The 12,172-nt window shown below is 66.8% G+C and carries 9 protein-coding genes and 1 pseudogene; 6 read left to right on the forward strand and 4 right to left on the reverse strand.

Annotated elements, in window-relative coordinates; genetic code table 11:
* Positions 1-211 precede the first annotated feature (211 nt).
* The 4 genes from V8Z74_RS13385 to egtB all read left to right on the forward strand — a co-directional run bounded on the left by V8Z74_RS13385 (position 212) and on the right by egtB (position 4,714).
* Positions 212-1,225, forward strand: coding sequence for a DUF808 domain-containing protein (locus tag V8Z74_RS13385; protein ID WP_349709603.1), 1,014 nt, complete (start codon positions 212-214; stop codon positions 1,223-1,225).
* A 168-nt stretch (positions 1,226-1,393) separates the two neighbouring features.
* Entirely contained in the window at positions 1,394-2,005 is a 612-nt protein-coding gene (locus tag V8Z74_RS13390; protein ID WP_349709604.1) for an OmpW/AlkL family protein, read from the forward strand.
* A gap of 506 nt (positions 2,006-2,511) precedes the next feature.
* Positions 2,512-3,390 (forward strand): L-histidine N(alpha)-methyltransferase, encoded by an 879-nt coding sequence (gene egtD / locus V8Z74_RS13395; RefSeq protein ID WP_349709636.1) that lies wholly within the window; start codon positions 2,512-2,514, stop codon positions 3,388-3,390.
* Positions 3,383-4,714 carry an ergothioneine biosynthesis protein EgtB gene (egtB, locus tag V8Z74_RS13400; RefSeq protein ID WP_349709605.1) on the forward strand — a complete coding sequence of 444 codons (1,332 nt, stop codon included), beginning with the start codon at positions 3,383-3,385 and terminating at the stop codon, positions 4,712-4,714. Before egtD ends, egtB begins: the two co-directional genes overlap by 8 nt.
* Positions 4,715-4,791: 77 nt before the next feature.
* On the opposite strand, the gene V8Z74_RS13405 is transcribed toward egtB, so the two are convergent.
* Positions 4,792-6,075, reverse strand: a complete 1,284-nt coding sequence (locus V8Z74_RS13405; protein ID WP_349709637.1) for an O-acetylhomoserine aminocarboxypropyltransferase/cysteine synthase family protein — start codon at positions 6,073-6,075, stop codon at positions 4,792-4,794.
* 231 nt (positions 6,076-6,306) lie between these two features.
* Between V8Z74_RS13405 and V8Z74_RS13410 the strand changes: the two genes are divergently transcribed.
* Entirely contained in the window at positions 6,307-7,470 is a 1,164-nt protein-coding gene (locus tag V8Z74_RS13410) for a diguanylate cyclase (protein ID WP_349709606.1), read from the forward strand.
* Positions 7,471-7,505: 35 nt separating this feature from the next.
* On the opposite strand, the gene V8Z74_RS13415 is transcribed toward V8Z74_RS13410, so the two are convergent.
* The 3 genes from V8Z74_RS13415 to ompR all read right to left on the reverse strand — a co-directional run bounded on the left by V8Z74_RS13415 (position 7,506) and on the right by ompR (position 11,018).
* The gene (locus tag V8Z74_RS13415) at positions 7,506-8,171 is read right to left on the reverse strand and encodes a 3'-5' exonuclease (protein ID WP_349709607.1); all 666 of its coding nucleotides are present in this window, start codon (positions 8,169-8,171) and stop codon (positions 7,506-7,508) included.
* 290 nt (positions 8,172-8,461) lie between these two features.
* Positions 8,462-9,952 carry an ATP-binding protein gene (locus V8Z74_RS13420; protein WP_066483575.1) on the reverse strand — a complete coding sequence of 497 codons (1,491 nt, stop codon included), beginning with the start codon at positions 9,950-9,952 and terminating at the stop codon, positions 8,462-8,464.
* Between the two features lie 334 nt (positions 9,953-10,286).
* The gene (ompR, locus tag V8Z74_RS13425) at positions 10,287-11,018 is read right to left on the reverse strand and encodes an osmolarity response regulator transcription factor OmpR (RefSeq protein ID WP_066483619.1); all 732 of its coding nucleotides are present in this window, start codon (positions 11,016-11,018) and stop codon (positions 10,287-10,289) included.
* A gap of 301 nt (positions 11,019-11,319) precedes the next feature.
* On the opposite strand from ompR, the pseudogene V8Z74_RS13430 reads away from it, so the two are divergent.
* Positions 11,320-12,067: pseudogene (locus V8Z74_RS13430) on the forward strand (SIMPL domain-containing protein).
* Positions 12,068-12,172: the final 105 nt, after the last annotated feature.

Below are 12,172 nucleotides of genomic sequence, written 5' to 3' on the forward strand. Positions count from 1 at the left end.
CGCTCCTGCTTTGCAAGCAGCTGGCACGCGCCTTGCCTGCATTGCATGGCCGACAAGGGCTGCAGTGCAGGCCCGGTGCGCGCTGGCAGCTTGCAGATGCATAGCATGCCCTGGCGCCGCCGCCATGCGATTTGCCCCGCAGCCCGCGGGGTTTGGCTTCGGGCGCGCATGGCGCACTGCATGATGGGGCATTGCCGAACAAGGAGATGCAATGGCGGGTGCTGGCCTTTTGATGCTGCTGGACGATATCGCGGCGCTGCTGGACGACGTGGCCTTGATGACCAAGACCGCGGCGGCCAAGAGCACGGCCGCGGCCGACGATGTGGCCACCATGACCAAGGTGGCCGTGGGCAAGACGGCGGGCGTGCTGGGCGACGATCTGGCGCTCAATGCCGAGCAGGTCACCGGCGTGCGCGCCAGCCGCGAGCTGCCCGTGGTCTGGGCCGTGGCCAAGGGCTCGCTCAAGAACAAGGCCATCCTGATTCCCGCGGCGCTGCTCATCAGCGCCTTTGCGCCCTGGCTGATCACGCCGCTCCTGATGGTGGGTGGCGCCTTTCTGTGCTTCGAGGGCGTGGAAAAGATCCTGGAGCTGTTCCACAAGCACCAGAAACCCGATGTGCAGGAGGCTCGCATCGACGCGCAGCAGGCCGCGCAGGCCGGCGTGGCGCCGTCCTCGGTGCGCGCCGCGCGCGCCAAGGCCGTGGACCCGGTCGCGTACGAGAAGGCCAAGGTGGCCGGCGCCGTGCGCACGGACTTCATCCTCTCGGCCGAGATCATGGCCATCGCCCTCGGCACGGTGGCGCAAAAACCCATCTGGGAGCAGGCGCTGGTGCTGTGCGTCGTGGCCCTGGCCATCACCGTGTTCGTCTACGGGCTGGTGGCCGCCATCGTGCGCATGGACGATGTGGGCAGCTGGCTCATGGCGCGCGCGGGCCGCGCCGCGCAGGCCCTGGGGCGCGGGCTGATCGGCTTCACGCCCTGGCTGATGAAGGGCCTGTCCATCGTCGGCACGGCCGCCATGTTTCTCGTGGGCGGCAGCCTGCTGGTGCACGGCATGCCGCCCGTCACGCACTGGCTGCACGACAGCATCGAGCCCCTGGGCGGCGTGGCCGCCGCCGTGGTGCCGCATCTGGTGCACGTGGGTGTCGGCGCCGTGGTGGGCGGCGCGGTCGTGGCCGGCGTGGAGCTGTGGCACAGGCTGCGGCCGGCCCCGGCCCCGCATTGAAGAAAGGGCCTGTGCGTGGCGCCAGGGCAACGCATTGCGGTTTCCGTGGGGCCGCGACGGCCGAGGTGGTTTCGGGTTGACCTGGGACAAACCCTTGGAGTGAACGCCTTGTTTCAATCAGGGCCAGGGGATGCATCGCCTCCCAGGAATCACTTCAAGGAAATCCCAATGAAAAAGACCCTGATCGCCATTGCCGCAGCCGCCAGCGCCCTGACCGCCGGCACCGCCTTTGCCCAGTCCTTCGACGGCAGCAGCCCCTGGATGGTGCGCATGCGCGCCGTGCACCTGAACAGCGACAACGGCGGCGCCGCGGGCGATGCCGGCGTGAGCATCAACAACAAATGGATGCCCGAAGTCGACGTGTCGTACTTCTTCACGCCCAATATCGCGGCCGAGCTGGTGCTGACCTATCCGCAAAAGCACGACGTGCGCCTGAACGGCGGCAAGATCGGCTCGCTCAAGCACCTGCCGCCCACGCTGCTGGCCCAGTACCACTTCACCAATTTCGGCGCTTTCAAGCCCTATGTGGGCGCCGGCATCAACTACACGCGCTTTTCGAACGTCGACATCCTGGACGGCGCCGTGACCGTCAAGAAGAACAGCTTCGGCGGCGCGCTGCAGGTGGGCTTCGACTATGCGCTGGACAAGAACTGGTCGCTGAACTTCGATGTCAAGAAAGTCTTCATCGACACCAAGGTGAGCGGCGCCGGCGTCTTCGACAACACCCCCTTCAAGGTCGATCCCTGGCTGGTCGGCGTGGGTGTGGGCTACCGCTTCTGATCGCTGCCGCGGCGGCGCCTGGCCGCCTGCCAGGCCTTGGGTTGCGGAATCGGCATGCTGCACTGCGGCATGCCGATTTTTGTTTTCATGCTCCTGTAAACATAGCTTCAGATGACTGCCGGGAAAGAGGTTGCAGCTGGATTCATGAGAAAGTCATGAATCCAGGAAGCACTCCTACGCCGGCCGCCGGAGCATGGCCTTAGTCTGGCGCTCGGGCCTGCCGCTGCAGCCGCGGCGGCAGGGGCCGGCAGCCGCGCCCCCGTGCACGGCGACAGAATGCATCCATGCCGCACGCCAGGCCGAGGCCGGCGATCGGCTTGCAAGGAGACCAGGCCATGGACGGTATGTCGATGCGGGCGGAGCAGTTTTCCAGAGCCGGGCGATTGCCCCTGCCCTTGCCCACGGGGCGTTTCGCGCTGCGCAGCAGCGCCCGTGCCCGCGAACCCGCGCAGCCCCCGCAGCACCAGCTGCAGCAGGAGTTGCAGCGCGAATTGCGCCAGGGCCTGATGCAGCCCGCGGCGCAGATTTCTCCCAAGTTCTTCTACGACGAGCGCGGCTGCGCGCTGTTCGAGCAGATCACGCGCCTGCCCGAGTACTACCCGACGCGAACCGAGGACGCCATCATGGCGCGCTACGAGCAGGCCATGGCCGAGGCCATGGGCCCGTGCCAGGTGCTGATCGAGCTGGGCGCCGGCAATTGCGAGAAGGTGCGTCGCCTGTGCCGCAGCCTCGCGCCACGGCAGTTCGTGGGCGTGGACATCGCGGCCGGTTTCCTGTCCCGGGCCGTGCAGCGGCTGCAGCAGGAGTTCTCGCCCATGGCCGCGCGCGCCGTGGCCGCGGATTTCACGCAGGAATGGGCCCTGCCGGCCGACGTGCCGCGCGCCGGACGCCTGCTGTTCTACCCGGGCTCCTCCATCGGCAACTTCGACCCCGATCAGGCCCAGCACATGCTGGCCCATATGCGCAGCCTGCTGGGCGACGACGGCGCGCTGCTCATCGGCATAGACCTGCCCAAGCCCCGGGAGGTGCTGATCGCCGCCTACGACGATGCCCAGGGCGTGACGGCCGCCTTCAACCGCAATGTGCTGCGGCATGTCAACCACGTGCTGGGCAGCGACTTCGACCTGCAGGACTGGGCGCACGAGGCGCGCTTCGACGCCGTGCATTCACGTGTGGAAATGCATTTGCGTGCGCTGCGGCCGGTGATCGTGGGCTGGCCGCAGGGGCTGCGCCAGTTCGCCGAGGGCGAGACCATCCACACCGAAAACAGCTACAAATACCCGCTGGGCACGTTTCTCGGCATGCTGTCGCGTGCCGGCTTCGGCCGCAAGCGCGTCTGGACCGATGCACGGAACTGGTTTGCCGTCATTCACGCCCATGCCTGAGCCGCATGCGCTGCAGGCCCTGGCCGGGCGCTACCTGCGCGTGCGCGCCCGGACACAGCGGCTGGCCGAGCCGCTGTCGGCCGAGGACGCCTGCGTGCAGTCCATGCCCGATGCCAGTCCGGCCAAATGGCACCTGGCCCACACCACCTGGTTCTTCGAGACCTTCGTGCTGGCCGCGCATGTGCCCGGATACGAGGCGTTCGATCCGTCGTTCCGCATGCTGTTCAACTCCTACTACCAGCAGGTGGGCGAGCGCCATCCGCGCGCACGGCGCGGCCTGCTCACGCGGCCTTCGCTGCAGCAGGTGCAGGACTACCGCGATGCGGTGGACGAGCGCATGCTGGCGCTGCTGGAAAGCATGGTGCGCGGCACGAGAAAGGGGCCCGAGGCCTGCCGCGCCATCGGCGATCTGGTGGAGCTGGGCCTGCAGCACGAACAGCAGCACCAGGAACTGCTGCTGACCGACATCAAGCATCTGCTGTCCTGCCATCCGCTATGGCCCGCCTATATGCCGGACCCCGTGCCGCCCGGTGGTCCCGGTGATGCCCAGGACGATGCCGTGCCGGCGCTGCACTGGCTGCCGGTGCAGCGCGGCCTGCACGAGACAGGCCATGCGGGGCAGGGCTTTGCGTTCGACAACGAGCTGCCGCGGCATGCGGTGTTTCTGCAGGCGGCCGAGATTGCGAGCCGGCCGGTGAGCAACGCCGAGTTCCTGGCGTTTGTGCGCAGCGGCGGCTACGGGCAGCCGCAGTGGTGGCTGGCAGAAGGCTGGGACTGGCGCGAGGCGCAGCAGCTGCTCCATCCCTGGTACTGGCGCAGCACGGGGGCGGCGGAGGCTGGCTGGCAGGAGTTCAGCCTGCATGGCGCCCTGCCGCTCCATCCGGCGCGGCCCGTGGCCCATCTGTCCTATTACGAGGCCGATGCCTATGCGCGCTGGGCCGGTGCGCGCCTGCCCACCGAGGCCGAATGGGAGGCCGCGATGGCACCGCACTGGCCGCTGGCCGAAGAAGAGGGGGTTGAGGGCCCGCAGGAGAGTGACCGGGTGCGCTTGCATCCCTGGCCCATGGCGCAGGAGGCGGGCGGGATGCAGCTCGGGCAGGTCTGGGAATGGACCCAGTCATCCTATGCGGCCTACCCGGGCTTTCGCGTGGCCGAGGGCGCCGTGGGCGAATACAACGGCAAGTTCATGGTCAACCAGTACGTGCTGCGCGGCGGCTCCTGCCTGACGCCCCCGGGCCATGCGCGGGCGAGCTACCGCAACTTTTTTCCCGCCGCTGCCCGCTGGCAGATGACGGGGCTGCGGCTGGCACGCGATGCGGGCTGACAGCCTTGCCCGCTCCCGGTGCTACTGAATAAAGAGCTGCCAGCGCTTTATGGAAAAGCGCTGCAGCCCTAAATGCTTCAAACCGCGGCCAGGGCCTGGTTCAGGTCTTCCAGCAGGTCGTCAATGTGCTCGATGCCGATGGACAGGCGCACCATGCCTTCGCTGACGCCGGCCTTGGCCAGCTCGGCCGCATCCAGCTGGCGGTGCGTGGTCGAGGCCGGGTGCGTGGCCAGCGACTTGGCATCGCCGATGTTCACCAGGCGGGTGAACAGCTGCAGCGCGTCGAGGAAACGCGCACCGGCCGCGCGCGCATCGCCGTCGGCCGCCTTGAGGCTGAACGACAGAATGCCCGATGCCCGGCCGCCCAGCTGGCGCTGCACGAGCGCATGGTCGGGGTGGTCCTTCAGGCCTGCGTAGCGCACCCATTCCACCTTGGGGTGGCTTTGCAGCGTTTCGGCGATCTTCTGCGTGTTCTCGCAGATACGGTCCATGCGCAGCGCCAGCGTCTCGATGCCCTGCAGGATCAGGAAGGCGTTGTGTGGCGAGAGGGCCGCACCCGTGTTGCGCAGCGGCACCACGCGCACGCGGCCGATGTAGGCGGCCTCGCCCAGGGCTTCGGTATAGACCACGCCGTGGTAGCTCACATCGGGCTCGTTCAGGCGCCTGAAGCGCGCCTTGTGCCGGGCCCAGGGGAATTTGCCGCTGTCCACGATGGCGCCGCCGATGCTGTTGCCGTGGCCGCCCAGGTATTTGGTCAGTGCATGCACCACGATGTCGGCGCCATGCTCGATGGGGCGCAGCAGGTAGGGGCTGGGCACGGTGTTGTCCACGATCAGCGGCACGCCGTGGTCATGGGCCACCTTTGCCAGCGCGGCGATGTCGGTCACATTGCCCAGCGGGTTGCCGATGGATTCGACGAACACCGCCTTGGTCCTGTCGTCGATGAGACTGGCAAAGCTGGCCGGATCGCGCGGATCGGCGAAGCGCACCGTGATGCCCTGCTGCGGGAAGGTGTGGGCGAACAGGTTGTAGGTGCCGCCGTAGAGCGTGCTGGCCGAGACGATGTTGTCGCCGGCCTCGGCAATCGCCTGGATGGCATAGGTGATGGCCGCCATGCCCGAAGCCACGGCCACGGCGGCGATGCCGCCTTCCAGTGCCGCCACGCGCTTTTCGAGCACGTCGTTCGTGGGGTTCATGATGCGCGAGTAGATGTTGCCCGGCACCTTGAGGTCGAACAGGTCGGCGCCGTGCTGGGCGCTGTCGAAGGCATAGGCCACCGTCTGGTAGATGGGCACGGCCACGGCCTTGGTCGTGGGGTCAGGGGAGTAGCCGGCATGTACGGCCAATGTCTCGATATGCATCTGCAACCTTTTATTCACGGAAAGAATCGGGGAATGGGCTCTGGGACCCGGTGCGAGCGGCCATTATGGGTGGCGGCCGCGGGAAGGGGAAACAACGGATTCGCTATGTGCTTATGCCGCGCAGAATCCGCTGATACACTTTGAAACGAGCCGGTGGCCATGCATGCAACGGCGTGCAGCGGCCCTGTCCTTGAGCGCCCTGACCGGGTTTTGCCAGAGCGAATCGTGAACGTGAATGCCCATCAATATTTCTCGTTGACCGCGCCGGCCGGGGTGATTGCGCTGGGCATGGTGCTGGTCGCCTGCTGGTGGGTGCAGCGCCGCAGCAGGTCCGCGCGCTTTCTGCTGTGGGTGGCTGCAGGCTATGTGCTGCCTTCACTGGCCATGGGGCTGCAAAGCCTGATGAGCAATGCGCAGCTGAGCCAGTGGTCGCTGTTCACCGCCGTGCTGTACCTGGCCGGGCTCTGGTGCCTGGCCCAGGGCATGGCGCTGCGGGCCGGTATCGGGTCCATCTCCTGGCAGGCCGGGGCGGTGATCTCGGCGGCGACGCTGGCCGGGCTTTACTACCACTCGCGGATGCATGACGACTTGTGGGCGCGCATGCAATGGCTCAACCTGGGCGTTGGCGCCTTGCTGCTGCTGCCCGCGCGCCGCCTGTGGCGGGCCCGGCTGCCTGCCGACCGGCTGGAGCGCCTGCTGCACTGGTCGTTTCTGGGACTGGCGGCCTACCATGTGCTCAGGGCCGCTACTGCGGCCTTGCTGGTGCCCGCGCATGGGCCGATCGTGCTGACGCACTCGGGCTACTGGCTTGCCATGCTGGCTGGCAGCCTGCTGTTTGCCATCTGGTTTTCCGTGCTGCTGCTGGCCTGCTCCATGCGCACCGTCTACATGAGCATGCGCGACGAGCGCAACCGCGATCCCCTGACACGCCTGCTCAACCGCCGCGGCTTCGAGGAGGCCGCCGATGCACTGCTGGGCAACGGACGCAGCGGACCCTGGGTGGCCGTGGTCGGGGATATCGACCACTTCAAGCGCGTGAATGACCGTTGCGGCCATGCCTGCGGCGACCAGGTGCTGCAGGCCGTGTCCGAGTTGCTGATGCAGCAGGTCAGGGAGCAGGACCTGGTGGCGCGCTTTGGCGGCGAGGAATTCGTGCTGCTGCTGGGCCGCGTGCAGTTGCCGGAGGCGGAGAAGGTGGTGCAGCGCATCCGGGAGCAGCTGCGTGCCATGCCGCTGGCCATGCTGCCGACCGACATGCGCATCACCATGAGCTTCGGCATTGCCGCGGTGCAGACAAGGCAGTCGCTGCGCTCCTCGCTGCACGAGGCCGATGTGCTGTCCTATGCGGCCAAGCAGGCCGGGCGCGACCGCATCCATCTGCAGGCCTTTGCCTGAACAGGGCACCGGGCGAAAGCGCCGTGCGACGGCCCTCAGGCCTGGGGCTGTGCCTGCGGGCCCGGGCGTGGGCGCCTGCCTGGTGCCGGCACGGGGGGCTGCCGGTGTTCCCATCCGGCCAGCGCAGCCTGCACCCGCGCTGCCGCGTGTGCATCATGGGCCGCATAGCGGCGTTGCGCTTCGCTGAGCTCGCGCACGGCCCAGTTCGAGGTGCTGGTCTTCTTGGACTTGCGGAAGTTCTGCCCCAGCACCAGCGCCACGGCCGCCCGCACGCCGACCGAGGCCCCATAGCCATGGCGCTTGAAGACGCGGTCCAGGTCCAGGATGTTGTTCAGTTCCACGCCCAGCTTGCGCGGCAGCGCATGCCTGTCGTTGTCCAGGCCGAAGCCCGCCTTGCAGATGCCTGCGTGGGCCAGCACCTCGCGGGCCAGTTCCACGGCTTGCGGATGGTGCAGCTGCAACAGCCAGGCTTCCTGCTCCGTGGCCAGCTGCACCACATGCGGGCCGGTATCGGTCTGGCTGCTGTGAAACAGCGGCTTGCTCTCGGTATCGAAGCCCAGGACCGTCGCCGACAGCAGGCGCTGGCGCGCCAGCGCGAAATCGGCCTCGGTCTGCGGCACGTGTATGGCGCTGTCGGGCAGGCCTGCATAAGAGGGCAGCAGCGCGGATTCTTCCTTGCTGGGCGGTTTGATTCTGGGCATATGGACGCTATTGTGCAGCCCGGACGCTTCCCCATGCGGCGAGCCGGCGTGGGGGCGCTTGCCTTTGTCCCCGGATTGTGGGGATTCTCTTGTGGACAACTGCCCGGGTAACCGCGCAAACCCGCACCGGCTGGAGGTTTGCCTGCAATGCCTAAAAAAGCATCATGGGCGTCGGGCGGGGTGAAAGAAGCGCAAGGGCCGGCTGCGATATCCGCCAGGTAGCGGGTCGATGGGCCTCAGTCCGGAAGGGGGAGGGACTCGAGCCGGCAGGACTTTCGATTGCCGCTGCATCAATCCTCCGCGTCCGCATTGCGCTGGCGCAAGTGGCGCTTGATCTGGGGGCGCTGCAGGCGCTGCTCGGGTGCGGCGCCTTCGGTCACACCCATGGCGCGCTGCAGCTGGATGTGAGCGACCAAGCCGCCCGAGGAGGAGTTGGACAGTGCAAAAACGCCGCCCATGCGCTGGACCGTCTTGTCGACGATGGACAGGCCCAGGCCGGCACCGGCCGCTGCCGTGCGCGCCGAGTCGCCGCGGAAGAACGGCTGGGTCAGGCTGGCCAGCTGTTCGGGCGGAACGCCCGTGCCGTGGTCGCGGATGCGCACCACGAGCCAGCTGCCGTTTTCCTTGACGGTCACGTCCACATAGGTCGATTCGGTGTCGGGCGTCTTGCCATACCGGCGCGCGTTCTCGAACAGGTTGGAGATCACGCGGGCCAGTTCCACCTCGTCGGCCAGCACGTACATGCCTTCGGGCACGGCCATGGAAATCTGCAGCTCGCGATGGTCCTGCACGGCATAGACGCAGGAAGAGACCACGGCATGCAGGTCCACGGGGCTCAGTGTCACATGGTCGGGGCGCGCGTAGTCGAGGAATTTGTCGATGGTTGCATCCAGCTGCACGATGTCGGCCACCATGTGCTCGCGCGCGACTTCGTCGTCCACGCTCATTTCGGTTTCCAGGCGCAGGCGCGCCAGCGGCGTGCGCAGGTCGTGCGAGATGCCGGCCAGCATGACCGCGCGGTCCTGCTCCAGCTTGGCCAGTTTCTGGGCCATGCGGTTGAAGCCGATGTTGACTTCGCGGATCTCGCTGGTCACGGCTTCCTCGTCGAGCTGGCTGGCGTCGAAGTCGCCGTCGCGCACGCGGTTGGCCGCGAACGACAGCTGCTTGAGCGGCCGGTTGATCAGCCGCGCGATGGCCGCGGCGCCGATCAGCGACAGCAGCCCGGCCGTGACCAGCCAGATCAGCCAGGTGCGCCCGCTGGCCGGCGTGAAACGCGAGCGGTCCATGAGCAGCCAGTTGCGGTCGCCATTGATGGTGAAGCCCACCCACAGTCCCGGTTCGCCGTTGACGCTGCGCGCCACGATGGTGCCGTAGCCCAGGCGGCGCGTGAGTTCCTCGGTCAGCCGCTTGCCCAGCGTGTTCTGGTCCAGCAGCTCGAAGCTGTCGCCGGGCTCGCGCGGCAGGATGCGCACGCCTTCCTGGTCGGCCATGGTCTTGATCAGCGAGACGCGGTTGATTGCATCCGAGTGCACCAGGGCCGCCCGGCTCAGGTTGACCAGCGAGGCGATCTGCTGCGCCGTGTGCAGCGTGCGCGGTTCGAAATCCAGCGCGCGCAGTGTCTGCAGCCATGCCAGGATGCTGCCCACCAGCAACAGGGCCAGCAGGCAGAACGTGCGCCAGAAAAGATTCAGCCCCAGGGGCGAGCGCGCGGTCAGGCGCCGCTCGTACTCCAATGGCACGGGGCTGGTGGCGTCGGCGGGCGTGGCGGAAAAGACACTCATGAGCAGCAATGTGCAAATAGCGGTGGGAGCAGGGACGAGCGGCTGTCGCTGAAAATGAGTGGTCGCTTCAATTTCTCTCGGGCGGTGTCATGGTGGGCACCAAGCCTACGCCATGCGCTGCCGCCCGAAGTTACGGGTTGTCTTTGCCGTGACAAACAGGCCACAGCCGCGGCCTGGCGGCCGCCTCCCGGCCCGCGGTCCGGGCAAGGTCGGCACCATACCGCGTTTGGTCTGGCTTTGTCATGAAAAGATGACATTTCCCGAGCAATGAATGTGCTACTGCGGTGAAGGCCAATGGCTGCACGACAGCATGGCCGTGCGTGCATGGGGCCGGTCAGTTCACGCCATCGGGCACGAACACATAGCCCACGCCCCAGACTGTCTGGATGTAGCGCGGCGCGGCCGCATCTTCCTCGATGAGCTTGCGCAGGCGCGAGACCTGCACGTCCAGGCTGCGGTCAAAGGGCTCGAACTCGCGGCCGCGTGCCAGCAGGGCCAGCTTTTCGCGCGACAGCGGCTGGCGCGGGTGGCGCACCAGGGCCTTGAGCATGGCGAATTCGCCGGTGGTCAGCGGCAGTTCCTCGCCGTTCTTTTGCAGCACGCGCGTGCCCAGGTCGAAGGTGAAGGGGCCGAAGGTCACGACCTCGTTGTCGCCCGAAGGCGCGCCCGGCGCTTCCTGCGGCGGGCGGCGGCGCAGCACGGCGTGGATGCGCGCCAGCAGTTCGCGCGGGTTGAAGGGCTTGCCCAGGTAGTCGTCGGCGCCGACTTCCAGGCCCACGATGCGGTCCACGTCCTCGCCCTTGGCGGTGAGCATGATGATGGGGGTGCGGTCATTGGCCGAGCGCAGGCGGCGGCAGATCGAGAGGCCGTCCTCGCCGGGCATCATCAGGTCCAGCACGATCAGGTCCACCGTCTCGCGCAGCAGGATGCGGTTCAGGGCCTTGCCGTCTTCGGCAATCATGATCTCGAAGCCTTCCTGCGTCAGGTAGCGGCGTAGCAGGTCGCGGATACGAGCATCGTCATCCACCACCAGGATCTTGTCGGTACGGTTGTTTGTCGTTGCCATGAACAATCCTCGGTTCGTGATTTGTAACAGCGGCCATTGTTACCAGCTTGGCCGGAAAAGTCAGTCGAAAACCGCCTTGTTTTGCCTTGTGTTACATATTTTGCGTTTGAATTTAGGACGAAAAATGTTTCTTTAGATTTATTGACTCTTGTTTTGCCTGATTGATGCAATTATTGTTGCATCATTGTGATCAATAAGTGGCGGCTGGGCAGGTCTTCTGCGCTCCGCCGGGCGGCGTGCCGAAGCGAAAGGACGGCATGCGGCTGTATCCCTCGGATTCCTTTCATTGCAAAGGTGATGCATGAGCAAAATCTCGAAACAGCTGTCCCGTTCCTGGAGCCGTTCCATGATTGCGGCGACCGCGCTGGCCTGCGCCGGCGGCGCCTGGGCCCAGGGGGGGCGACGGTGCGGCGGCGCAGCCCATGAACGTGGTGCAGCTGTCGGCCGAAGGCTCGGTGGACGTGGTGCAGGACCTGCTGGTCGCCACGCTGGCGGCCACGCGTGACGGCCGCGATGCGACCGCGGTGCAATCGCAGCTGCAGAAGGTGGTGGAAGCCGCGCTGGCCGTGGCCCGGCGCAGTGCCCAGCCCGGCCAGATGGATGTGAGCACCGGCAGCTTCGGCATCTATCCGCGCTACGGCAAGGACAACAAGATCGACGGCTGGCAGGGCCGTGCCGAGATCGTGCTGCAGGGCCGGGACTTTGCACGCATCACGCAGACGGCGGCCCAGGTGCAGGACATGCCGCTGGCCAACATCGGCTTCGGCCTGTCGCGCGAGGCGCGCGAGAAGGTCGAGGGCGAAGCCCAGGCCAAGGCCATCGAGCAGTTCAAGCAGCGCGCTTCCACGCTGGCCAAGAGCTTCGGCTTTGCGGGTTACAGCCTGCGCGAGGTCAGCGTCAACAGCAGCAACAGCGCCATGCCCCTGCCGCGTCCGCGCATGATGGCCATGGCGGCCAAGGCCGGCGGCGCCGAGATGGATGCCATGCCCGTGGAAGCCGGCAAGGCCCAGGTCGTGGTCCATGTCTCGGGTTCGGTGCAGATGCGCTGAACGTCGCATGCGCCCATGAAAAAAGGAGCGCATGGCGCTCCTTTTTTCATGGGTTTGATGCGAAATCGCCTTGGATTCTTTTCTATTCAGGCGCAGGCTGCTTCT

The organism is Comamonas sp. w2-DMI (assembly GCF_040187735.1).
GTDB classification, from domain to species: domain Bacteria; phylum Pseudomonadota; class Gammaproteobacteria; order Burkholderiales; family Burkholderiaceae_C; genus Comamonas; species Comamonas terrae.

Excerpts from the sequence above, each read along its gene's own strand:
- egtD (WP_349709636.1), top strand. The coding sequence starts at position 2,512 with ATGCAGCCCGCGGCGCAGATTTCTCCCAAGTTCTTCTACGACGAGCGC.
- egtB (WP_349709605.1), top strand. The coding sequence starts at position 3,383 with ATGCCTGAGCCGCATGCGCTGCAGGCCCTGGCCGGGCGCTACCTGCGC.
- ompR (WP_066483619.1), bottom strand. The coding sequence starts at position 11,018 with ATGGCAACGACAAACAACCGTACCGACAAGATCCTGGTGGTGGATGAC.
- V8Z74_RS13415 (WP_349709607.1), bottom strand. The coding sequence starts at position 8,171 with ATGCCCAGAATCAAACCGCCCAGCAAGGAAGAATCCGCGCTGCTGCCC.
- V8Z74_RS13390 (WP_349709604.1), top strand. The coding sequence starts at position 1,394 with ATGAAAAAGACCCTGATCGCCATTGCCGCAGCCGCCAGCGCCCTGACC.
- V8Z74_RS13420 (WP_066483575.1), bottom strand. The coding sequence starts at position 9,952 with ATGAGTGTCTTTTCCGCCACGCCCGCCGACGCCACCAGCCCCGTGCCA.
- V8Z74_RS13385 (WP_349709603.1), top strand. The coding sequence starts at position 212 with ATGGCGGGTGCTGGCCTTTTGATGCTGCTGGACGATATCGCGGCGCTG.
- V8Z74_RS13405 (WP_349709637.1), bottom strand. The coding sequence starts at position 6,075 with ATGCATATCGAGACATTGGCCGTACATGCCGGCTACTCCCCTGACCCC.